Origin of the sequence: Streptomyces sp. NPDC023838 (assembly GCF_040639555.1) — a bacterium.
Taxonomy (GTDB): domain Bacteria; phylum Actinomycetota; class Actinomycetes; order Streptomycetales; family Streptomycetaceae; genus Streptomyces.
The window spans coordinates 1-23072 of record NZ_JBFAAD010000046.1 but is presented as its reverse complement, the minus strand read 5'-3'; the positions used below and the strand labels follow the sequence as shown (position 1 = coordinate 23072).

At 68.9% G+C, this 23072-nt stretch carries 18 protein-coding genes and 1 pseudogene; 7 read left to right on the top strand and 12 right to left on the bottom strand.

The window, feature by feature from the left end; all coding sequences use genetic code 11:
* Window positions 1-6 precede the first annotated feature (6 nt).
* The 3 genes and pseudogenes from AB0G17_RS33855 to AB0G17_RS33845 form a co-directional block, all read right to left on the bottom strand.
* A pseudogene (locus AB0G17_RS33855) lies at window positions 7-1547 on the bottom strand (MFS transporter); the annotation flags it as partial.
* Window positions 1548-1918: 371 nt separating this feature from the next.
* Entirely contained in the window at window positions 1919-2557 is a 639-nt protein-coding gene (locus AB0G17_RS33850) for a hypothetical protein (protein WP_361390923.1), read from the bottom strand.
* 106 nt (window positions 2558-2663) lie between these two features.
* Window positions 2664-3341, bottom strand: a complete 678-nt coding sequence (locus AB0G17_RS33845) for a hypothetical protein (RefSeq protein ID WP_361390921.1) — start codon at window positions 3339-3341, stop codon at window positions 2664-2666.
* A 399-nt stretch (window positions 3342-3740) separates the two neighbouring features.
* Here AB0G17_RS33845 and AB0G17_RS33840 point away from each other — a divergent pair, with 399 nt between their 5' ends.
* Window positions 3741-4049, top strand: coding sequence for a hypothetical protein (locus AB0G17_RS33840; RefSeq protein WP_361390919.1), 309 nt, complete (start codon window positions 3741-3743; stop codon window positions 4047-4049).
* Between the two features lie 4 nt (window positions 4050-4053).
* Here the strand turns inward: AB0G17_RS33840 and AB0G17_RS33835 are convergent, their stop codons facing one another.
* The 4 genes from AB0G17_RS33835 to AB0G17_RS33820 form a co-directional block, all read right to left on the bottom strand.
* Entirely contained in the window at window positions 4054-5064 is a 1011-nt protein-coding gene (locus tag AB0G17_RS33835) for a hypothetical protein (RefSeq protein WP_361390917.1), read from the bottom strand.
* Window positions 5065-5299: 235 nt separating this feature from the next.
* Window positions 5300-6313, bottom strand: a complete 1014-nt coding sequence (locus AB0G17_RS33830) for a clavaminate synthase family protein (RefSeq protein WP_361390915.1) — start codon at window positions 6311-6313, stop codon at window positions 5300-5302.
* A gap of 43 nt (window positions 6314-6356) precedes the next feature.
* A complete protein-coding gene (locus tag AB0G17_RS33825) occupies window positions 6357-7241 on the bottom strand; it encodes a hypothetical protein (protein WP_361390913.1) in 885 nt (294 codons plus the stop codon).
* 438 nt (window positions 7242-7679) lie between these two features.
* Entirely contained in the window at window positions 7680-8993 is a 1314-nt protein-coding gene (locus AB0G17_RS33820; RefSeq protein ID WP_361390911.1) for an SgcJ/EcaC family oxidoreductase, read from the bottom strand.
* A 180-nt stretch (window positions 8994-9173) separates the two neighbouring features.
* On the opposite strand from AB0G17_RS33820, the gene AB0G17_RS33815 reads away from it, so the two are divergent.
* Together AB0G17_RS33815 and AB0G17_RS33810 are read left to right on the top strand one after the other, a co-directional pair.
* Window positions 9174-9701 carry a MarR family transcriptional regulator gene (locus AB0G17_RS33815; protein WP_361390909.1) on the top strand — a complete coding sequence of 176 codons (528 nt, stop codon included), beginning with the start codon at window positions 9174-9176 and terminating at the stop codon, window positions 9699-9701.
* A gap of 352 nt (window positions 9702-10053) precedes the next feature.
* The gene (locus tag AB0G17_RS33810; RefSeq protein ID WP_361390907.1) at window positions 10054-11421 is read left to right on the top strand and encodes a hypothetical protein; all 1368 of its coding nucleotides are present in this window, start codon (window positions 10054-10056) and stop codon (window positions 11419-11421) included.
* A gap of 58 nt (window positions 11422-11479) precedes the next feature.
* Here the strand turns inward: AB0G17_RS33810 and AB0G17_RS33805 are convergent, their stop codons facing one another.
* From AB0G17_RS33805 to AB0G17_RS33785, 5 genes are all read right to left on the bottom strand, one after another.
* Window positions 11480-12157, bottom strand: a complete 678-nt coding sequence (locus AB0G17_RS33805; protein WP_361390905.1) for a hypothetical protein — start codon at window positions 12155-12157, stop codon at window positions 11480-11482.
* Between the two features lie 49 nt (window positions 12158-12206).
* A complete protein-coding gene (locus AB0G17_RS33800; protein ID WP_361390903.1) occupies window positions 12207-13280 on the bottom strand; it encodes a hypothetical protein in 1074 nt (357 codons plus the stop codon).
* A 352-nt stretch (window positions 13281-13632) separates the two neighbouring features.
* A complete protein-coding gene (locus AB0G17_RS33795) occupies window positions 13633-14466 on the bottom strand; it encodes a PIG-L family deacetylase (RefSeq protein WP_361390901.1) in 834 nt (277 codons plus the stop codon).
* A gap of 846 nt (window positions 14467-15312) precedes the next feature.
* Window positions 15313-15645 carry a hypothetical protein gene (locus AB0G17_RS33790; RefSeq protein WP_361390899.1) on the bottom strand — a complete coding sequence of 111 codons (333 nt, stop codon included), beginning with the start codon at window positions 15643-15645 and terminating at the stop codon, window positions 15313-15315.
* A gap of 499 nt (window positions 15646-16144) precedes the next feature.
* The gene (locus AB0G17_RS33785; protein ID WP_361390897.1) at window positions 16145-16645 is read right to left on the bottom strand and encodes a VOC family protein; all 501 of its coding nucleotides are present in this window, start codon (window positions 16643-16645) and stop codon (window positions 16145-16147) included.
* Window positions 16646-17463: 818 nt separating this feature from the next.
* Between AB0G17_RS33785 and AB0G17_RS33780 the strand changes: the two genes are divergently transcribed.
* From AB0G17_RS33780 to AB0G17_RS33765, 4 genes are all read left to right on the top strand, one after another.
* Window positions 17464-18297: a class II glutamine amidotransferase gene (locus AB0G17_RS33780; RefSeq protein ID WP_361390895.1), complete on the top strand. Its 834-nt coding sequence runs from the start codon at window positions 17464-17466 to the stop codon at window positions 18295-18297.
* A gap of 69 nt (window positions 18298-18366) precedes the next feature.
* Window positions 18367-18783 (top strand): SHOCT domain-containing protein, encoded by a 417-nt coding sequence (locus AB0G17_RS33775; protein WP_361390893.1) that lies wholly within the window; start codon window positions 18367-18369, stop codon window positions 18781-18783.
* A 354-nt stretch (window positions 18784-19137) separates the two neighbouring features.
* Window positions 19138-20532 (top strand): chloride channel protein, encoded by a 1395-nt coding sequence (locus AB0G17_RS33770; protein WP_361390891.1) that lies wholly within the window; start codon window positions 19138-19140, stop codon window positions 20530-20532.
* Between the two features lie 909 nt (window positions 20533-21441).
* A complete protein-coding gene (locus AB0G17_RS33765; RefSeq protein WP_361390889.1) occupies window positions 21442-22926 on the top strand; it encodes a UDP-N-acetylmuramoyl-L-alanyl-D-glutamate--2,6-diaminopimelate ligase in 1485 nt (494 codons plus the stop codon).
* The last annotated feature ends 146 nt before the right edge of the window (window positions 22927-23072 follow it).

Here is a 23072-nt window from a genome sequence, read left to right as displayed (position 1 = left end):
GCGTACCAGCCGCGTGACCGTGGCGCGCGCTACGGTCGCGCCGGTCGCGCCGACGACCCGGCCGTGGAAGGCGCCAGTGCCTCGGTGGCCCTTGCGAGCGCCGCGTCCTCCTCGCTGCTGGCCCGAAGCTGCGGATGGGCGGCGGGACGGCCCTTGGGCAGGAAGAGGGCGAACGCCAGCCCACCGGCCACCGCGGCCGTCGCGATCAGGAAGGAGACGCGGAAGCCGTGCATGGTCGGGAGCGCGACGGAACCGAAGTTCTGCGACGTGTTGGCGAGGACCATGCCGATGACGGCGCTCGACACCGAGGTACCGATCGAGCGCATCAGGGTGTTGAGGCCGTTGGCCGCGCCCGTCTCGGACGGGTCGACCGCACCGACGATGAGCGCGGGGAGTGAGGAGTAGGCGAGGCCGATGCCCGCGCCGACGACGACCGAGATGACGATGGTCTGCCAGGCGGCGCTCATCAGGCCGAGCCCCGCCCCGTACCCGACCGCGATGATCAGCATGCCGAGGATGAGAGTGGTCTTCGGGCCGTACTTGGCCGAGAGGCGGGCGTAGAGCGGAGCGGTCAGCATCATCGTCAGGCCGAGCGGCGCCACGCACAGACCGGCCACGACCATCGACTGGCCGAGGCCGTACCCGGTGGCCGAGGGCAGTTGGAGCAGTTGCGGGAGCACGAGCGAAATGGCGTAGAAGGCGACGCCCACCATCATGGAGGCGAGGTTGGTGAGCAGCACCTCGCGCCGGGCGGTGGTGCGCAGGTTCACCAGCGGCGCCTGGACGCGCAGCTCCATCACGCCCCACAGGACGAGGACCAGGACCGCCGAGCCGAGCAGGCCGAGCGTGGTGGTCGATCCCCAGCCCCAGTCGCTGCCCTTGGTGATCGGGAGCAGCAGCAGGATCAAACCCGCGGACAGGCCGAGCGCGCCGAAGACGTCGAAGGTGCCCTCCGCCTTGACCTTGCTCTCCGGTACGAAGAGGAGGGTGAGCAGGATGGCCATGACGCCGAGGCCCGCGGAGCCGAAGAACAGGGCGTGCCAGTCCGTGTGCTGGGCGACCAGGGCCGCGAGCGGCAGCGCGAGTCCGCCGCCGACGCCTATCGAGGAGCTCATCAGGGCCATCGCCGAGCCGAGCTTCTCGCGTGGCAGCTCGTCGCGCATCAGGCCGATGCCGAGCGGAATGGCGCCCATGGCGAAGCCCTGCAGGGCCCGGCCGACGATCATCACGAGGAGTTCGCTGGTGAAGCCGGCGATCAGCGAGCCGACCACCATGATGGCGAGGCTGGCCAGGAGCATGCGGCGCTTGCCGTACAGGTCGCCGAGCCGGCCCATGATCGGGGTGGCCACGGCGCCGGCGAGCAGCGTCGAGGTCATGACCCAGGTGGCGTTGGAGGGCGAGGTATTGAGCAGCTCCGGCAGGTCCTTGATGACCGGCACGAGCAGCGTCTGCATCACCGCGACCGTGATACCGGCGAAGGCGAGTACGGGGACGACACCGCGTATGCCGCGCGGCGCGGCCTGCTGGTCGGTCGTCGGCTGGGACATTACGGGGCCTCCGGAGGCGGGAAAGTCGGCGGCAGCTGGGCTGGGTACGTGTGGCTCAAACCCGTTTCCCCAGGCGACTATTCCAGAGGACTCCGATGAATTCCGTACGAGCGTGAATCTTGACCTGGATGGGAGGTGCTTGACCTTTTCATTACCCTGCGCGGGCGGGGTCCCGCCAGCAGAAGACGGCGAACTCTTCGAGGACGCTGGACGTGTCGACGCGCTGCCGGCGTTCGGCGGCACCGACCGTGGGGCGCGGGGCCGGCATACGGGGCGCGGGGGCTACGACCGGACCCTGTCCTTCTGGAGGGGTTGGTGATCGCAGCAAGGGGCAACGGCCGGGCGGGGCCGGGGCGTTGGGCGCGCGAGGATCAGGACGTCGACACGCTCGGGGTCCTCGTGGCGTCCTGGACATGCGGCCGCCGGGCGAGCAGCACGCTGGCGACGATGATCCACAGCCCCGACGCGAGGAAGGCGAAGAAACCCACCCAGGGGATGCACATCAGCACGCCGAGCACGATTCCGGCCCAGCCCAGCCAGCGCGGCAATGGGGTTCCGCTGCGCGCCGTGCCCAGACCGGCGGCGAGCACCATGACGCCTATTCCGGCGACGAAGGGAATGAAGAGGTCATTGCCGATGGCATTCATGGCCTGGAGGGCCGGACCGCCGACTCTCTGTTTGTCGCTTGCGTCGACCAGCGCGAGCGTCACGCCCGACGCGACCCAGAAACCCCCGGCCGACAATATCCCTCCGGCAAAGGCGACTTGGGGCAGCCAGCCGTGCTGGTCGGACTCGGCGAGGTGGTGCCGAAGACTACCGGCGAAGAAAACCAGGAAGACTCCCGCCAAGACCAGCAGGTACAGGGAGACCGCCTGCTGCGTGTCGTGCTCCTGGAAGAACATCTTGACCTGCGGCCCGGAATCCCCGACATCGGGCGTATCGCCGCCTACGCCGAAAGCGACGGCAATCAGAACAACGGCCACCAGGCCGGTCAATGGTCCGAGACGCATCGGAATCCTCCGATCCGGGCATTCGGATACTGTTCTCAGCGTTCCACGCAACACGGGAACCGGCAAATCGCCCCCGCTGTCGCGGCCGGCTCACGCACTGTGCTGTTCAGCCGCTGGCGGTGCGCAGGAAGTGGTCCGCGTCTTCGGGGGCAGCGAGCCGGCCGAGTTCCAGCCATGAACGGTCGGCGAAGTGGATGCGGAAGGTTGCGAAGCCGCGCGGCTGACCGGTCTCCGCTTCGATACGTGTCTCGTGGCGGCCGAGTTCCGTCACGATATGGAAGTCATCGGCCTTGGTGGGCGACAGGCGGCGGCGAGGTGAGGCAGCGACACAGATCCGGTCCGGGGTCAGCAGGACGAGACGTCGGGAGTTCGGGGACTGTGAATACCAGCGCAGCAGGAGCTGTCCGGCGGCCAGGTTCCAGTCTCCGTCGAAGATGCCATCTGCCGGGTCTCGATCGGCGGTCGCCGCCACAGTCGGCACGTCAGTGCGGTCATCGGTTGTTCGGCGGACTTGTCGTCCCCGGGAAGGCCTGGAGTTGAGCAGCCAGTCGATCTTCTTGCCCAGCATGTCGAGGAGGAACCACGGGACGATAATGAAGAAGCCCAGTACGGCGCCCACGTAGAGCAGCCAGTGGTGTCGCGCCTTGAGCCGTCCCTTGCCCGCCGCCCGGTGGACTTCCTTGGGCGGCTTGGGGATCGGCTTCCGTATGCCGCACCACACCAGAGCTGCGGGTTCTTCGCCCAGGATCTTCCGGGCCCGTCGTTCCACCTTGCGCTTGGCCATCCGAAGATCGTACGACGGGTGGTCGGGGAGGATGGCGGGGGAGTAGGGGTCGCGGACATCACGCGAACCCGTCTCCAGGTCGCTGCCCGTGGACAGCGGCCTGGTGTCATTACTCGCCGAGAACGACGCCGACACGGAGGCCGGGGTACGCGATACAGGCAGCCATCGGCCAAGGCCCGTCTGCCTGGGAGTTCTGCTGCCCGATCGCTGAGCGCCTCAACTCACGTATCGCGAGTGGGAGTTGACGGAACTCTCAAGGGGATACGGAAGCGGGGGCTGCTTTGAGCCACAGCGCGCCATCGAGCCTCATGCAGCCGCCCCTCCCTTCTAGCCTGAGGTGGCGTACATCACGGTAAAAGGAAACGACCGGAGGGGACTTCAATGCGCAGCCGCAGGAAAATGACCTCACTGCTCACCGCGCCGCTGCTTCTCGCAGGAGCGGCTGTCGCGGTGCCTGTCGCGCTCGCCACCCCGGCGAGCGCCGCCCCGCACGGCTGTCAGTCGACGAAGCTGGACCATGCCACGGCTAGCTCCACCTGCCACTACGGACCTGGTCAGCAGCGAATAGTGATCACCTGCCGGGACGGCGTAAACGACTACAGGTACACGTTCTACGGCCCGTGGGTGCAGTGGTACCAAAACTCGAAGGTCTCGTGCGCGGCGCCGTACCGGCAGAACATCTCCTACATCACGATCGAAGTCCGCTGACGGCTCAGGCGGCGGGGCAGCCGTGCCGGCCGGCCGACGCCGTGGCGAAGGAACCCAGTAGGCGGTTCAGCGTGGCTGGGTCGCTCGTGCCGTGCGCCCCGGAAGTCCCGTCCGGAGCACGGTCGTTGGTGCGTACGAGCTTAAAGTACGCGGTTCCGATGGCGCCTTTGCACGGCACCGACCGCTTGTAGGAGTCCTTCGCGGTGCCGGGGTACCGGCCGTCGAGGTACATCTCCTGCTCGGCCGACGGCCCGTAGTACGCGGTCATGTGGAAGAGCCCCAACTCGCCTCGCTTGAGCGAACACTCTTCGGTGAGCGCGCGTCCGGCGGGCTTCTCGGAGACCGTCGTGACGGTCAGCCGGGCGGCCTCGCGGAGGTTGACGACGTCGGCGCAGGTGCCTGCCGCCTGGGCGACGGGCCGCTGGGTCCAGTCCGTGCGGTCGACGCTCGCGGGGCGTTCGCCCAGCTTGCCCTCGCAGGAGAAGCGGCCTGCCGCGTTGCGTGCCGTCTCGGTGGCGAGGCGGGCCACTTGGAGGAGCTGCCCGGCCGAGAGCTCCTCGGCGGGCTCGTTCGTCTCGGCCGTGACGTACAGGCCCTTGCCCGCAAGGGGCGCGCAGTCGACCAGTACGGCTGCCTGCGGCTCGTTCCGGTCGGTGAACGATCCGCTCCAGCCATGCCCGATCGGCGTGGCGGACGCCTCGTCACCGGCGCCGTTGGCCCGGTAGGCGGCCCGGGGACGGATCTGGAGCCGGAGAACCGCCCCGCCGTCGTCGCCCTTGGCCCACACCGAGCACCACTGGGACTCGTGGCCGACCCAGTCACCGGTGTGACCGCGCGCCTTCAGCTCCCCTCCGCCGAAGAACGCCCGTGCCTCCTCCACCGCGAGCGTCCCCTGGCAGCGGTCGGCGAGGTCGTCCCCGCCCTCGTCCCGCAGCCACACGCCCCAGACCAGTGCGGCGGCCGCGAGCGCGAGCACCACCGCACCGACCAGCACCTTCAGGCGCAGCCTGGTCATCCGTCCCCCATGATCGTTCTTCTTCTGGCGCCATTGTGACTGACGGTGCCCCGCCTACACGGCCCGGCCCCGCAGCCGGCCGTCCCCGTACGCGATCAGTCACCCGCTCCTGGCCAAGCTCTGACGCGCCGGTGTGGCGGATCCAGCAGAAGACAACGCAGGTGTACTCCGCCGCGCACCATCAAGACCCCGGCTCTGCGGCCGACCACGGAGCCTTGCGCTTCCCGCGGACGGGTCACCGGGCGAGTACGTGGCCGTCGTGGGGGCGATGGTCACGGGAGCGGCGCAGGTCGGTGGTGACGTAGGTGCGTTGCAGCCAGCGGTCTGCTCCGTCGTAACGGGGTTGGAAGGCGGTCCGTCCGTGGACGGTGACGCGGTTGTCGATGATGACCAGATCGCCGGGTGCCAGGCGCAGGGTGTGGGCGGTCGCCTCGCAGGCGCGGCCGAATTCGCTCAGCGCTGCGGCGGCCCGGGGAGTGAGTGGGCTGGTGACGAGCTGAGCCATACGTATATCGGGATCCTCGGCTGCTCCGGACAGCACCGGTCGCGGCTCGGCATCCGGCTCGCTGGTGGCGCGGGAGCCGAAGGATGGAGGTGATGTGGTGAGGAACTCCGGGCTGAACAGGGCCTGGCGGCCGGCTGGGGTGAGGTGGGGCAGTGCCTGGCGGATGCCGGCGATGCGCATGCCGGCGATCCGGTCGTGATCGGCGCGCAGGCACAGGAACACCACATAGTCCGGTGGGTGGGGGTGGAAGCCGTTTTCGGTGTGGAAGGACAGCGGAACCGATCCGGCGTTGCCGTGGAAGGTCTCCTGCCCGGGCACGGGTACCACGTCCTGTACGAGGGCGCCGGATTTCTCAGCCAGATAGGCGAGCGGCTCCCCGAGCCCGCAGGCCACCATGGTGAGCACGGCGGCCGGAATGGTGGCCTTGCGCTGGACCGAGCCGGGTACGGTCGGTGTCGGGGGCAGGGTGGCCTGATCGACGGGCAGACCGCCGATCACCACGGTGCCGTCTGGGCCGGAATGCCGTCGGAACCGGCGCACTTCGCGGCGCAGCCGTAGCGGAAGGTCCTCCCAGGCGTCCCGGGCCCGTGCCACCCACTCGGGGCTGTCGACCTGGTCGTTCCCGCCGGTGCACAGGGCGCGGGCCAGTCGCTCGCACGCGTCGGTGTCGGCCGGGGCGAGTTCCCGGCCGGCGACGCCGGTGCGGCCGGTGCTGTGGGTGCTGTCGGGAGTCGTCTCGGCCATCAAAGTCTCCTGCCGGGGATGGGGGCGGCGGCGGATGAGCGGCTCACGAGTGGCGCAGGCCGGCCACGGCGTCGGCGATGTAGTGATCCCCGAAACGGATCAGGGAGGCGTACTGGGCGGCGCGGCGATGCCGCATGAGCCGAAGCTCGGCGACGGCGTTGTCGGGGCCTTGGGGTTTCTGGGCGATGGAACGATTCAGATGCACCATCGAGTACGCGAGCGTGACGTGCCGTTCACCGTCGACGATGTCGGCCTCCAGGAGGGCGCCCCGCGCCTCGGCCAGCTCCGGGGCGCGGGCCGCCAGGTCCTCGTAGGAGTCGGGAACGACGGACAGCAGCTCCCTCATCGCCGCCCGGAACAGCTTGTATCCGCGGTGCTGGCGCCCGCTCAACGGGATGTCCACCGACGGAGGTGCCATGGTCTGGCGTATCACCGCCATGTAGTGATCGGCCGGGATCGTACTGGCGTGGGTCATAGCCGCCGGGAAACCCCGTACGTACACCGTCGCGTCCGCCAGCCTGAGCAGCGCGGCGTCGCTGTCGCCGTGACGCAGATGGCCGGCGGCGTCGGCCACGGCGACCGCGGCGCAGACATTGAACAAGACATGGACTTGGTGGCCGATGAGCCACCGAGCGCTCCACACCTCCTCCAACGACGCCTCCGTACCAGGTTCGGGGACGGCGACTGACGGGTCGAAGCCACGGTCGGTGCCCACTGTCGCCCCGGTGAGGTCGACGACCGCCTGACGCATCCCGGCCATCTCCAGCGCCAGGTCGCCACCCGACAGCGGAGCATCACACAGGTCTTCCAGAGCGCGGTGGACGACCAGGACGCCGTGCAGGGCGGCCTGTTGATCCGACAACTCTCCCTCACGGACCCGGAAGAAGGACTGGCTGATCGACTCGGCGGGAAGCCCCTCACCGGACACGGCCGGAGCCTGGTCCGACAGTACGGCTACCAACGCGTGGGCAGCAGAGGCGGCGTGCCGCAGTGCGAGGGTCCGCTCGACAGGCCTGGCATGGGTCGCCACCCCGGCCAGCACGCGCGCGGTCCGCTCCGCCTCACCATGAACCCGCGTGCCCAACGCCGGGGCGGCCCGCCCGCCTCGGGGCTCGCGAAAGACGGCGACAGCAGGATGACCGGCAACCGGTGATAAGCCCATAGTCAAAGTACTTGGCCATGAACACTTCAGTCGAAACCCTGATCCACGCCATTCCAGCCGGTCGGTTGGCGCCCCCACGCTCAGCGACAGGCCACGCCACCACCGAATTCAGGCCGCGTCGTGATGTGTGGGCAACCTGGACCAGGCCCGGCTCCGATGGGATGCCACCGGAGCCGGGCTGTGACGAGGCGGGCGCCCGGTGCGTCAGCCGGAGAAGACCTGGGTGTTCTGCGCGGCCGCGATCCGCCAGCGGCCGTTGTCCTTGGCGAGGACGTACATCGGGCGGCCTTCCGGCTGGTCCTCGATGGGCTGCCCGTCGAGGGTGACCGGCCGCTGGCGGACGTTGACCGCGGCGACGTCCGGGCGGACGAACAGGATCCGCACGACCTCGTAGGTGGCCGTCGACTGCTTCATCGCGCCAGGCAGCACCTGGCGCGTGAAGGCGTCGATCTCCTCCCAGCCCGACAGCCGCTTGCCGTGCGCGGTCGTCCATACCGGGTGCTGCTTGCGGAAGTTGCTCATGAACGCGTCGACGAGCTCGTTCTGCTGCGCGTACTGGACGCCCGCCACGAAGCGGACGATGGCCTCGACGTCGGCCCGCTGGCCGTCCGCCGCGCCGAACACCTCAATGCCGTCCGTGTCCACCTGCGGGTACGAGAGTTCGCGTACGTCGGCGACCGCTCCCGCGCGCCGCGGCAGCCAGCCGAGGCTTTCGCGCGCCGCGTCCCCGCTGACGGTCTGGTCGAGGGCGAGCGCGTCGGCGAACGGTGCGCCGAGCTCCGCGCGGGCCTCCTCCAGGGGCCACGACTGCGGCTCGCCGTCGGCCCCGGCCGCCGCTCCGGCCGCTGCCGCGAGGTCGCGTACCAGGACCGCGGATTCGGCGACACCATGCCACAGGCTGCCGGCGGGCGCCTTCTCGACGGTGGCGACGAACAGGTCGGCCAGGTCGTCGACGTGCACCATCGGCCAGTGCACGGTCTCCTCGCCGACATACGTCGGAGCCCCCTGCTTGCGAGCGCGATCGACGAGCAGCGCGGGTATGCCGCCGCCGTTTCCGTGCACGATGCCAGGGCGGATCACGGTTGCCCGCACGCCGGCGTCGGCGGTGTCGAGCACCTGGCGCTCGATTGCCGGGCGGTATCCGACGATCGGCGGCGGGTTGACCGGGGCGTTCTCGTCGGCAGCGTCAGGGCCGGTGGCGCCGAGGACCCACACGCCGCTCGCGTACACGAAAGCGCGCCCAGTGCCGCGCAGCGGATCAGTGAGCGCGGTGATCGCTGCGGCGTCCACCGCGGGGTCGCCGGTCGGGGGCGCGAGGTTGACGACGGCGTCGATGTCGGAGGTGACCGCGCGGGTGAGTGAGGCGGGGTCGGTCAGGTCTCCGACGCGCTGCTCGTGTCCGGCGTCCGGGCGATGGGTGTCACGTACCAGTGCGACCACCTGGTGACCGGCGTCGGCAAGGTGCGCGGAGACGGCGGAGCCGATGTAGCCGGAGACGCCGATGAGAAGGACCTTCACGGGGATCACCTTTCGCGGAAGCCGAGCGCCCTGGTTGAGCGCTGGTCGAAAACTTCGATGTCGAAATATTAGGCACAGGGCTGCCGCGATGTCAAAAACTTCGACGTCGAAGTGTTAAGCTCATGGTGAAGTCGGTTCGATGTCAGGTCGGGCCAGGGGGGACACCACAAGGGAGGACACATGGCGGCAACCCCACCGGGCGACGGCGTGGACGCGATCATCCGGCAGTGGCAGCAGGTCCGGCCCGACCTCGACACCGCGCCGATGGCTGTGATCGGCCGCCTGTCCCGTGCCTCCCGCCTGCTGGAGCGGGCCCTCAAAGAGCACTTCGCGCAGTACGGCGTCGAGCCGTGGGAGTTCGACGTCCTCGCGACGCTCTACCGCGCGGGCCCGCCGTACACCGTCAGCGCGGGGGAGCTCAGCACAGCCGCGATGATCAGCTCACCTGCGCTCACCAACCGCATCGACCGGCTCGTCGACAAGGGCCTCGTCGACCGCGAGCTCGACTCCACCCACCGGCGCCGCGTCCTCATCTCCCTGACCGACGCGGGCATACGCGCCATCGAGGACCTGGTAGGACACCACTTGGCGAACGAGGAACGCCTCCTCGGCGGCCTGGCCCCCACCGAGCGCAAACAACTCGCGCGGCTCCTTCGCACCCTGCTGATCTCCCTCGGCGACCAACCGGACACACCGACGACGGGCTGAAGCGACCCGGGCGGCGGAGGTAGCCACCGGGCGCTTCCAGAACGGGTGCCCGGCGACGCGCCGCGGGAGTTCCAGTGCACGGCGGCGGTGCGTGGTCCCGCCTTCCGCTGTGGCGGCGAGCTGCCTGTAGGTGGCGTACCACGCCCCCTCCACCCACCGGCGCGGCCGAACGGGCGCATCGGAGCCGACCGCCCCCGGACCACAGCCGGCTCGCCTCGCCACCCAGGTGCCGGGTGGGCGCGGGAACGAGGATGCGGGAGGGGAAAGACGGAGGTTGTGACGAAAGCAAGAAAATGAAACAGACCGGTAACAGCGGGACAACCTTCGGGGTGGACCACGGGTCTGGACCGGCATGAGAATTCCCTTCACGGTCTTCGCCGCCGCCACACTGCTCACCCTGAGCGCGGTGGGCCCGGCGCACGCGGCGGACCAACCCACAGACGTACGGCTGAAGTTCGGGTGGAGCGACCTGCCGAAGAAGAGTGCGCGCGGCGTCGTCCAGCACGGTCGTTTCACTCTCGTCAACGAGGGCCAGAAGACGGTCGACGGGGTCATCCTGCAATTCCGCACCACCCGCGGGATGGAGCTGACGCAACGTTTCTCCAACTGCGAGTACAGCACCACTCCGGAGGACGTCGCCAAGGTCCAGCCCTACCACGGCAAGGTGCTCTGCTTCGTGCCGGGCACATACGAGCCCGGCGCGGCGTACGACGTAGTGCCCAAGGTGGACGTGGTGGGGAGGGACGTCGCGTACAAGGACTGGCTTCGGACCGAGGCCCACGCCGACACCCCGGCCATGCGCGCGCAGTTACGCGGCCAGTCCTCCGGGGTCAAGGGCACCGGGCCCGAGCTGAAGCTGGAGAAGCTGCCTCAAGGCCGGCCGGTACCGAATCTGAACTCGGACGACGAGTTCCTCTACCCCAACACGGCGGATCTGTCGGTCAAGGGCACACAGGTCGAGGGTGCTGCCGGGGCCCGCGTGCAGGCGGCGGTGGAGTTCCGCAACCTCGGACCCGCCTGGGTGAGTGAATTGTGGAGATTCTACAACATCGCCTATGTCGACATCGACTTCCCCCAGGGCGTCAAGGTCCTCAAGGCTCCGAAGGGGTGTGTCGTGGCTGACCCGGACACGACCGCCCTGGACGTCCCGATGCTGCGGCCCGGCGTCGACTACCGGTGCGGCACCGGCAGTTTCGTCCTGGAGAACCAGAAGACCACCTACCCCTTCGAGCTGCAGCTCGGCCCGCGCGCGGGAACCGCCAAGGGGGCCGTCTACGTGGGCAGCCCGTACATGTCGTACGACACCAAGCTGTCGAACAACCGGGCAGACATCGTCGTGAAGACGAAGAGCCAGGGCTCGACCACAGGAGGCAGCGGCAGCGGCGGGACAACGAGCGGGACGAGTACGTCCGGTACCTCGGGTACCTCGGGTACCTCGGGTACCTCGGGTACCTCGGGTACCTCGGGTACTTCGGGTACGTCCGGCTCGGCGGGAACGTCGGGGACCTCCGGCTCCTCGGGTTCGTCGTCGGCAGGGACGGCTGCGGCGGGCGGCTCCACCACGACCGGCGGGACGACCACGGCCAGCAGCACGACGTCCGGCTCGGGGCAGGGCGGGAGCCTCGCCTCGACCGGATCGTCGGTCGCGCTGGTTGGGGCGGGCGCACTGGCTCTGCTGGCTGCGGGTGCGGGAGTACGGCGGGCCGTGCGCCGACGGTAGTGCGCCCAGCGACCGCCCAGCGACCGTCCCTCGAACTGCGGCGCTGTTCCAGGGCCGTTCACTGGGGGCGCGGTCTGCCCCAGGACGTCGCTTGGGTCGGCGGGGGTGGCGGTGGAGGAGGCGGTGGTGGTGGTGGCTCGTTGTTGAGCAGTGGGAGCGGGGTGTGCAGGTGCCAGATGCCTGGGAGGTTCAGTTGGGCCTGACGTTTCGTCAGCAGAATCTGCTGGATGGTGAGATACCCGTTCAGCCGGCATTCCCCGCTGCGGATGGCGACCAGCTGGGCATCGCGTACGACGGCGACAAGTCCGGTGATCCGGAAGCTCAGGTCGAGGCCTACTTCAAGGGTGCCGAGGTTGACGCCGTCCATGAGCACGTCGACGTAAGGGCGGTGACGTGATGTGATCTCGTGGGTCGCGAGAGCGACAACCTCCTCGCTGCCCGGGGCGGCGCGGGTGCGGCGCGCGGCCTCCGTAAGGGCGGCGTGCTTGCGCCAGCCGCCTGCTGCCACGTCGAAAAGATCCAGGCTGAGAAAGGAGTCGATGACGCCCGCCATTTCACCCTCGACGGCTTGTTCGGCCGCGGCTGTCAGGGGGCGGGTCCCTCCGCTGAGGAGTCGTCTGGCCGCCCCGCTGCCTTGGAGCGGGCCGACGAGCGCGTCGGGCGGGCTGTCGTCCTCCCGGCCGAGCAGAAAAGCGCGGACCGTGAGCGGCTCTGTCGCTGCGGCAGTCGTGGTCATGGCTACACCTCGGTGGAGGCTGATAGGGCCTGATACAGGTCAGCGGAGGTCAATAGAGGCGCTGGTCACCTGGATCCGCGTGAGGTTCGAGCCGTATGGCGCGGTTCGCTGAACCGGTGTCCCGTCGCTCCTGCAGGGCGACCGTCCCGGCTCCGGGGCGCAGCGCCGCACGGATGTGGTCATGGACCCAGCGTGGGCCACGGTGGCGACGGTTCAGCAGGGAGACCAGGGCGGCCAGAAGCAGCAGGGTTCCGAAGAGGGAGGGCCCGACCACCCAACCGGTCGGAATCGTCGTACTCCCGTGGTTGGTTCCGTTCGTGTCCCCGGTGACGTTCCCGGTTCCGTTGGTGTCCCCGTTCGTGCTTCCTGTGGTGTTTCCGCTGCTGTCCCCGTTGGTGTTCCCGGTGGTATTTCCCGTGGTGCTTCCGTTGGTTTCTCCGGTGGTGTTGCCTGTGGTGCTTCCGTTATCCGTTTCGCCTGTGGTCCCGGTTCCGTTCGTTCCTGAACCTGTCACCGTGAAATCAGCCGTGGCGCTGCGATCGGGATAGTCCGTGCACGCGGCTCGTACGGTGTGCGTCGTCTCGGCGGAACCCGTCGGAACGGAGAACTCGGTGGTGATGGTCTTCGCGTCACTCGTGACGTCGGCACCGGTGAGCTGGGTGTCGTCCCACGCCACATCCACGTATGAGCAGTTGAATCCAGAACCGCTTACCGTGACCGATGTCTCCGGTGCGCCTTCGGTGGGGTGCAGGATGATTTCGGGGTCAGCCGGCGCGGTCACGGTGAAGGTCCCGGTGGCGTAGGACGTCGACGTCGTAGCACCAGTGGCGTAGGCACCTTTGTAGCATCTCGCCGTCACGTCATGCGGCCCTACGGTAGCGGCGGTAGCGTCGGTCGGCACAGAGAAATCGGCACCGCCGGGCTGACCCGTTGCGCTGAAGTCGACGTAGTCCTCGTCCCACTTGATGCCACTGATATAGCCAGGAGCGGCACAGCTCGTGAAACTGATGTGAACGGAACTCCCTGGCGGCCCCGTGGACGGGGTGAGAGAGAGCGATTCCTGCTTCGTGACCGCGCTCGGCGCCGAGTAGGCTGCCGGAGCCCATGCGACCGTGATACTCACCAGTATGGCGGTCAGCGATCTGCCGAGGATTCGCGCGGCGTATGACATGAGCAATGAGCAATGGAGAGTGAGAGCAGTGAGCGGGAGCGATGAAAGAAGGGACGAGACGATACGGGACCGATACGGCACCCAGGCAGCCGCCCCTCAGGTATCGGCACTCCTCAATTCTCCTCCTCCTTGCCCCTCCTCGCTCGTCCTGATACGGCCTCGGCTCGGACCGGGACCTGGGGGAAGGTTTTCGCTCAGCGGCCCTGCTCGGGTGGCCCTGCTCGGGTGCGTGGGGTGATTGGACCCCGATGATCGCCACGCAACCGAGCGGGGCCATTTGCCTACAGAGGGCGGGTGGGTCGGATCAGCGCAGTCCGGCGAAGAGGTCCTTCTCGGGTACGGCCGCGTCGGTGGTGTCCTGGACGCGTACGAAGGTCTCGACGCCCATCAACTCGGTGAACCTCTCCTGACCCATCCTGAGGAAGAAGATGTTCTCGCCCTGGCTGGCGTGCGCGGCCAGGGCGTCGAACTTCTGGCCGCCGAACGAGGTGGTGTCCACCCAGGTGGTGATCTCCTCGTCGGGGAGTCCGATCTCGGCCAGCGCGGCGGCCTCAGCGGGATCCGGTTCCTGCCCGTCCACACCGAACTCGCGCATGACCTCCCCGAACCGCTGCATCATCGAGCGGGGCGCCGTCGTCCAGTACACCTTCGGTGTCAGTTCGGTCATCTTCAGCGCCGCCATCGTGATGCGGTTGGCCTGAATGTGGTCGGGGTGGCCGTAGAAGCCGTTCTCGTCGTAGGTGACGACCACATCGGGCTGGTAGCGCCGGAAGAGTTCCGCGAGCCGGGCAGCGCCCTCCTCGACGGGTGTCTGCCAGAAGGAGCCGGGGGCGTCATTGGTCGGCCAGCCCATCATCCCGGAGTCGGCGTAGCCCAGCGTCTCCAGATGACTGACCTTCAGGATGTCGCAGCTGGCCTCGAGTTCGTGACGCCGCATCACAGCGACAGCCGCCGGATCGTGCCCGGGATCGCCCGGCTTGACACCACCTGGTCCGTCACCGCAGCCGCCGTCGGTACACGTCACGAGGACCGTACGAACGCCCTCCGCCGCGTACCGCGCGAGGACACCTCCTGTTCCCGTGGCCTCATCGTCGGGGTGGGCGTGCACCGCCATGAGCGTCAAGGGCCCGTTGTTCATGAAACAGTCCTCCAGCGTGGAAAGGTCTCGGTCCGAGTCCGCGGGGGACACACATGAACGGCCGCCCCCGAATGTCGGATGACCGGATGTACCGCGAACCCGAGAAGTCCGGATCACGTGGGGACGGTTGTTGGTCTCTGTGTTCCCCGCCCGCGTGGCGCCGGTCTCTCGACCGGTGCAACAGTTTCGGCCGTACTGGTTGTTCCCGCCGCACACCGGAACACCTCTGAGCTCTGGCCTTTCTGAGCCGGGCGGGCGTCGCCGCGTGTGGCATGCCGCGCGGTGTTGCTGGTAGTGCCACGAAGTCCGATCCGGCTTCGCACCGCTACTTTCCGTCCCGCCCGGCACGTCCAGGCAACGAAGCCCCACCAATCCACGTAATGATGCCTATAACGGCAATCCACATCCTCGTGCCGCGCGACCCGGCGAGCCCCCCGACCGGGCCGCGGCACAGGGGAGTGGGCCCGTGTTGGCCGTCGGCCCCGTACGCCCCACGGGGCCCGCTCACCGGTGGGCCTTCGGGCAGGGCAGACGGCGCAGACAACGTCCCCGGTCACGGAGTGGTCGCACATGCCGATGGAAGAAGAGGACGCCGGCCGTCGGGCGCCACCGCCACCCCGGGGGCCGCGACCGCAGCGCACCGGAACACGGGGCGGTGGCCGCGGCCTGACAGGTGGCGGTGGTGGCGTCGGTGGGGGGCGTCGGTGTCGGCGGCGGTGGCGGCCGGCGCTGTCAGGGTGCGCAGGTCCGGTGTGAGCGCTGCGCGCCACTGCTGAGCCGGTGCAACCAAACGCGCGGGGCACTGGCATGGCGACGGCGCCCCGCGCTCCGTGCCAGGGCCTGCCCCTATGATTCGCCGGAAGCGGCGCGTTCGCCCTGTACGTACGGGTCCAACTCGACGTCATAGGTGCCCGCGTGGTCGGCCAGCTGTTCCACGATGCGTTCCCACTCGGCGAGTTCGGCGGCCCGGCGTCCGCCGTCCGGCTCGGCCGACGCTTCCCCGATCTCCTCCGGCTCCGGGCTGGCCGCGCGCGCGGCCAGCCGGCGGAACGCCCTGGCCGCCTCATGATGGGTCATTCCCTGGGCCTGGCGACGTACCGCCGCCCGCCCCGCGTGCTCGGCCTCGGTGGGTCCCTGCACCGCCGACTCGGGGTCCGGCAACGGCTTTTGGTACGTCATCCGCTCCTCCTTCTGCCTGGCCACGGCGACGCGCCCACGCCGCCTCACTCCCGCGCCCTACCCCGTCCTCACCCGGATACGTCAGGGTTCCGGCCCCGAAGATGGCCAGGGCGTCACGCTCGTAGGACTCCCAAATCGCTCAGGGCGGGCGCTCGGCGGTGGCCGGTGTCACCGCGAAATGGCTGGGTCCCCACCTCCGCTTCGTCGAGCTCGGCCACGTCCTTCCCGCCCCGCTGGACGACGACCGGGCGTCGGAACTGGCGTGTTTCGCCACCGAGGCGGCCCGTCGCCGTCGGATTCGACTCCGGTGTCGCCCACGTCGAGCTGTGGTGCGGGCGGTCGGGGCCAGTGCTGATCGAGATCAATGCCCGGCGCCCAGCCGCCTTTCGAACAATGACCGCCCTCACCGCGCGGGCCGCTCCACCTCACTGTCAACTGCTGGCGGTTGATGCCCCGTTTCTTGTCTGGCTCCCCGCTGCTCCTGACAGCGGATGGTCGGTCAGGTGGCGGATCCGGCTGCGGCGCCTGTTTTGCGGTCGGGCCCCCAGCGCTTGAGTGATTCTTCGAGGTCGAGCGGGCCGGGGCGGGTTTCCTCGGCTGCGGTCGGCCAGTCCTCGCGGGGTACGCGCCACATGATCTCGAATTCGTTGCCGTCGGGGTCCTTGGCGTACAGGGATTTCGAGACGTGGTGGTTGGTGGTGCCGACGAGGGCGCCGCGCTTGTTGATCTTGTCGGCGATGGCGGCGAGCTCGCCGAGGGTGCCCACTTCCCAGGCGAGGTGGTAGAGACCGACGCGGCCGTGCTCGGGGCCAGGTGCGTCGGGGCCGACGGAGAAGAGGCCGAGGTCGTGGTCGTTGAGGGTGTCCTCGGCGCTGAGGAAGGCGGCGCGGCCCGGGATGTCGACGTCGAGGGTGAAGCCGAAGACGTCGGCGTAGAACTCGACGGCTCGCGCGACGTCGCGTACGTAGAGCACCGCGTGGTTGAGGCGGCGTACAGGCATGGAGTTCTCCCAGAGCAGCGAAGGCTGAGGCGGTGGCCTCGCTTCGACCATAAAACAATGTGAGACTTCAAGTAAATACCGCGAGCTGTGAGGGAGTCCTTACGATACGTAATCGGACCGGTTGTCCGTCTGCACACGCGCGAGGAGCTCTCTCCCAAGTGCGTCACTGCCTCGGGGGCGAGCACGCCTCGCGTCGGTTCTCCTTCGCGACGGGGGCAGGGAGAAGGCGCCCGAGTGGGGCCGCTTCATGGTGGAGGAGGCGACAGGCGAGTTGCAGCAGGCGCAGGTGGACATCGGAGCGGTCCTCGCTGCGAGTCTCGGCTTCGCACAGTCCCGGACGGAGACGCCCCCTGCGGAAATGAGCCGCGGGGCCGGACCGTGGCCGACGTCTGGCCACGCCCGCGCGCCACCCTGCTGGCCGAGCTACACCGCACCCGCCTGCTGAACCCGGACGACTGCTCCGTGGGCCCCGCGTTCCCGCCCCCGTGTGGCGCGCCCCGGAGAGTGAGCCGAGAATGAGATGGCCTGACCAGATCCACGCGATGTCGCCCGCGGAAGACCCGCGGCAATCCATGCCAGGGACGCTCCCACCCCCCACGGCGGTCGCAGCGAAGAGGTGACGGGCGAGGCCTTGGAGCAGCCCACGCCGGGCGTTCGAGCAGCCCACGCCGGGGCCCACGCCGGGCGTTCGAGCAACCCACGCCGAGCGTTCGAGCAGCCCACGCCGGGGCCCACGCCGGGCGTTCGAGCAACCCACGCCGAGCGATCGGGAAGCATCTTTCCCGTCCGGCATGCTGTAAGGACCCAGGTGATCGCAGATGTGCCGATGGCTTGCCTATTCCGGGACACCCATGCTGCTCGACACCATCCTCTACAAACCCGCCCACTCACTGATCGACCAGAGCCTGCACTCCAAGCTCGGCGTGGAGACCACGAACGGCGATGGGTTCGGGGTCGGCTGGTACTCGGAGGACAACAGCACGCCGGCGCTCCTCAGGGACGTCGGTCCCGCCTGGAACAACCGCAATCTGCGGGAGATGGCTGACCACGTCCGCTCGCCGCTGTTCTTCGCCCACATCCGGGCATCGACCGGCACCGCGGTGCAGCAGTCGAACTGCCACCCGTTCCGGCACGGCCGCTGGATGTTCATGCACAACGGCGCCATCTCCGGCTTCCACCTGATGCGCCGGGACCTCACCCTGCTCGTCGACCCCGCGCTGTACTCCGACATCGAAGGGACGACGGACTCCGAGGTGATGTTCTACCTTGCCCTCACCTTCGGCCTGGATCAGGACCCACCCGCGGCCGTGGCCCAGATGGCCGGAGTCGTGGAGCGAGCCGGCCACGACCACGGAGTGGCACTCCCGCTCCAGATGACGCTCGCCATCACCGACGGCGAACGCGTCTGGGCCTTCCGCTACTCCAGCGGGCACGCCTCCCGGTCGCTGTTCTACAGCAGCCGGGTGGACGCACTGCGCAGACTGCACCCCGATATCGCGTTCCTGCGGGACATCTCCGAGGAGACCCGCCTCATCGTGTCCGAACCCCTCGGTGATCTGCCCGGCGCCTGGAACGAAGTACCGGAAGGCAGCTACGGCGTTGTCCAGCCCGGCGCTGACGAGTTGCACACCTTCGCCCCGGAACCGGCGTAGCGCCGACCGGAGATCACGTCCGTCCGGGGAAACCCACATCCGAAACGCCACCATGACAGGGGACCGGCCATGAAGGAATCGACCGCACAGTTGCTGGCGGTGGACTACCCGCTGCTGAACATGTTCTGGACCATGATGCTGTGCTTCCTCTGGGTGCTCTGGTTCATGCTGCTCTTCCGCGTCATCGGGGACATCTTCCGCGACGACGGGATGAACGGCTGGGGCAAGGCGGGATGGACCATCTTCGTCATCCTGCTGCCCTACCTGGGTGTCCTCGTCTATCTGATCGCCCGAGGGCGCGGGATGGGCGAACGCGAACTCAAGCGGGCCCGTCGGCAGGAGGAGGCCTTCCGCTCCTACGTGCGCGAGAGCGCCGGCACCTCCAACCACGCCGAGGCGCTGTCCCGGCTGGCCGAACTCAAGGACCATGGCGACATCACGGCAGTCGAGTACGACCAGGCCAAGGCCAAAGTCCTCGCTTCCTGATAGGACCGAGTACGACCAGGCCAAGGGCAAAGTCCTCGCTTCCTGAAAACGCCGAGCACGACCGCTGCCCGGCCGGGCACCTCGTCCGCCTATGGAGGGCCGATGCGCCCTACCCGCCGATCGCATCGCCGAACACGGTCTGATCGGGAATCAGCAGACCTGCGTCCTCGTCCTGTCCGAAGGAGTAGCAGCAGGTTCTGCTCACCACGCTTCGACTCGCCCAGCATCTTCGCCGGCTCCCTCGACCCCATCCGGCCGCTGGCGTTGCTGCGACGGCCATCCCTGTCAATCTGCCATCCCTGTCAATCCTGGTCATGGGCGAGGAAGAAGGCCATCCATGGAAGAAGGCCATCCATGACGGAGCCCAGCACGCAACCCGCGGACCGCGGAAGCGGGCAGCAGACACAGGAGGCGGACCGGCTGCGCGAAATACTGCGCGCTCCCGGCTACCTCAGGGTGCTCGTCTTCGCCGCCTTCATCGGCATCCCGGTCTCCCTGATCGCGTTCTGGTTCCTCGTGGGACTGCACGAACTGGAGCACGGCCTCTGGGCGAACCTTCCGCACGGGCTTGGCTGGGATGCTCCGCCGTGGTGGTGGCCGCTCCCCCTGCTCCTGGTCGCCGGAGCCGTCGTTGGTCTGCTCGCCGGGCGTCTTCCCGGCGCCGGCGGGCACATCCCCGCGTCCGGCCTTCACACCGGAGGGACTTCGCCGGTCACTTTGCCGGGCGTCCTGCTGGCCGCGGTCGCGAGTTTGCCCTTTGGTGCCGTTCTGGGGCCGGAGGCACCGCTGATCGCTCTGGGTGGCGGGCTGGCCCTGCTCTTCCATGGCCTCACACGGGCTCCGTCGACCCCGCAGAGCACCGCGCTGCTGGGCGCCGCCGGCGCCGCCGCTGCCATCGCCGCGATCTTCGGCAATCCGCTGATCGCGGCGGTACTTCTGATCGAGGTGGCTGGGGTCGGCGGGCCGCAGTTGTTCGCGGTCATCCTGCCCGCCCTTGTCTCCAGCGGAGTGGGGGCCCTGGTCTTCACCGGCTTCGGACGGTGGACCGGGCTGGAAACAGGCAACCTCAGCCTTCAGCTGTCCAAGCCTCTACCGCGCCTGGACGCGGCGGACGTGCTGTGGACGATACCCATCGCCGTCGCCCTCGCCGTCCTTCTGCACCCCATGCTGAGGGCGGCCCGACGCCTCGCCGCGTACGTCGCGGGCGGCGTGCTCTCCCGCACCGTTCTCTGCGCCGTGGCAGCCGGCGTCTGCGCAGCCGTCTACGCCCTGATCACCGGCCGTACTCCCGCCGATGTCGCCCTGTCGGGCCAGACCACCCTGGGCCGACTGGCCGCCGACCCGCACGCCTGGGGCGTGGGTGCGCTGATCGCCGTCCTGTTGCTCAAAGGCGTCGCTTACACCCTCTGCCTGGGCAGCCTGCGCGGTGGCCCCGTCTTCCCCGCCCTCTTCCTCGGAGCGGCCGTCGGAGCCCTGCTGGCCCCCTTGCCCGGCCTGGGCCTCGTACCGGCCATGGCGGCAGGCATGGCTGCGGCCACGGCCGCCACCTTGCGGCTGCCGGTCAGCAGCGTGGTGCTCGTCGTCCTCCTGCTGGGAAGCTCCGCCATGATGCCCATCGTCATCCTCGCGGCGGTGATCGCCTTCGTCGCCACCGAACTGCTGCCCGCCGGCACGGCAATGCCGCCCTCTACGGGCGCCGAACAGCCGACGGCGGAGGCGGGCAACCCCGAAGCGGCCGGGGCACCCTGACGACAGCTTCGCTCCGGTCAACGGCGACCCCAGCCGTACGGTGATGGACCACGCCACCTCGCTGACCACCACCCCGGACGGCGCCTGCTGGTGGCCCGCGGGACGCTGGACCGGGGCGAGGGCATCTACCGGGTGACAGGCGGAGCGGACGGCACGCCCGTCGCCGAACTCGTCGCGAGCACCGGGGAGCCGACGGCCGTCACCCTGCTGGAGAGGCGCAGAAGCCGAGCACCAGCTCACGAGCAACGAGCGGGCCTCGCACCCCGGCAGGGTAGCTTCGTCGGGAGTCTCACTGTGGAGCGGGACCCATAGCCATCGTCCGCCCCGCCACTCGGGCAGGAGCAGGAGCAAGAGCAGGAGCTGGGGCGGGGGCCGCGGCGGCCTCCGCCGCGGTAGAGAAGCTGGCTCATCCTGCACGCCTCTGCGCGCATCGCCAACAGCATCCAGCTGCGCCACCGCACGGCGTTCCTCGCGGCGCGGGTGCGGGAGACAGTACAGCAGCGGTAACGCAGATGTGCGAACGAGCGTGGGCGCTCGCGCTCGCAGGGGGACGTACACTCCACACATGGGTCGCACATGCGCAGTGAGGGAGTGCCTGTTCCAGGCCGCTCATGCCCTGTGCCCGGCCGCCGCGTGCGCGACGGCCGTCGATCTGGTGAACGTGCCGGCGATCTACTCTCGCGCGTTGCACGGCCACGGCTAGCAATTCCGGGCGATTCCCGACATTTCCTAGATCCTTCCGCTCTTCCGGGCGGACCACTTTCCGCGTGGCCGCCCCTCCCCACCTCTATAACCGCACGGCGACGGTCCTCTCCGTAATCCCCTGCTTTGTCATCATTTGGCGCCCTGGCGCCGCTTGCGCGCCGACCGCCGGACGACCGGCAGTCAGGCATCTTCGAGAGGACCCTTGTGAAGTTGAGCGAGTTGCTCGCCGGGCACGATCATGAAGTCATCGAGGGCGATCCGGAGACGAGGATCACCGGAGGCACCTGCTTCGACGTCCACCGCGCCGCTCCGGGATCCTTGTTCATCGCGGTACCCGGTCATCGCGAGGGCGGCCCCGAGTCCGTCGGACCGGCTATCGCGCGCGGGGCGGCGGCGATACTCATCGACTCCGCGACAGCGCGACTTCCGGTCGTGGCCTGGGCGTCGGCAGCCGGCGCATGCGTCGTAGCCGTCGCGGACACGCGCAAGGCTGCCGCGGTCGTCGCCTCCCGCTACCACGGGGAGCCAGGCCGGCAGATGAAGATGGTGGCCGTCACGGGCACCAACGGGAAGACGTCCGTTTCCTCGATGGTGGAGTCGGTGCTGAGGGTCGCCGAGCACGCCAGGGTGGGGGTCATCGGGACGGGCGGCAGCCGGATCGGCGACGAACTGATCCCGATGCCGAGGTCGGTACTGACCACACCGGAGTCGCCGGACTTCCAGTATCTGCTCGGGTGCATGCGCGACCGCGGTGTCGGCACCGTGGCACTCGAAGCCACGTCGATGGGCCTGCTGACCCACCGCCTCGACCACTCGTTCATCGACGTAGGGGTGTTCACCAACCTGACGCAGGATCACCTGGACGACCACGGCACCATGGAGAACTACCGGGACGCCAAACTGCGTCTGTTCCAGGGGCTGTGCCGACGTGCGGTGGTCAACGCCGACGACCCGGTCGGAGCGGGCATCGGGGCGATGATGCCCGGCGCGGTCGTCTCGTACGGCATCGACGCGGATGCGGACTACCGGGCGACCGACCTCACCATGGACGCCCTCGGCACCCGCTTCACCCTGCACCACGCCGGCCACAAGTATCCGGCGGCGATCCCCCTGCCTGGACGGTTCTCCGTCTCCAACGCATTGGCCACTGTCGCGGCCTGCCACCTCCTTGGGCACAATCTGGCCGGACTGGTCGCCGCACTCGAGCGGATGCCCCCGATCCCGGGAAGGTTCGAACGCTACGAGACCCCGGACGGCACGTCCGTCATCGTGGACTATGCGCACTCCCCGGACTCACTGGAGAAGGTGCTGACCACCATCCGCGGCTTCGCCTCTGGCCGGGTGGTCACGGTCTTCGGCTGCGGCGGGGACCGGGACGTCACCAAGCGCGCCCGGATGGGAGAGATCGCCGGCACCTACTCCGATCTGTGCGTTCTCACTTCGGACAATCCCCGGAACGAAGACCCCCGGGCGATCATGGATCAGATCGTCCCGGGCCTGCTCGCGAGCGGCACCACTTTCGAACGGTTCGCCGACCGCCGCCGCGCCATCTCCTTCGCCCTGTCCGCCGCAGGACACGGCGACGTCATCCTGATCGCGGGCAAAGGCAGCGAGCCCTACCAGATCGTCAACGAGGAACTGCTGCCGTTCAGCGACATGGCGACGGTACGCGAACTCTCCACGCGGTAGGCGTACCGGCCTTCTTGTTGCCCGGCGCCGCTTGCAGTGCCCAGGACACGGTCCTAGGGCCTGTCGTCAAATTCCCGTCGTCGCCCGAAGGGCGGTCCGGCGGCGTCTGGTGCGTGCTCTCGGCGCGCCGGGCGAGAGCCCTCGTA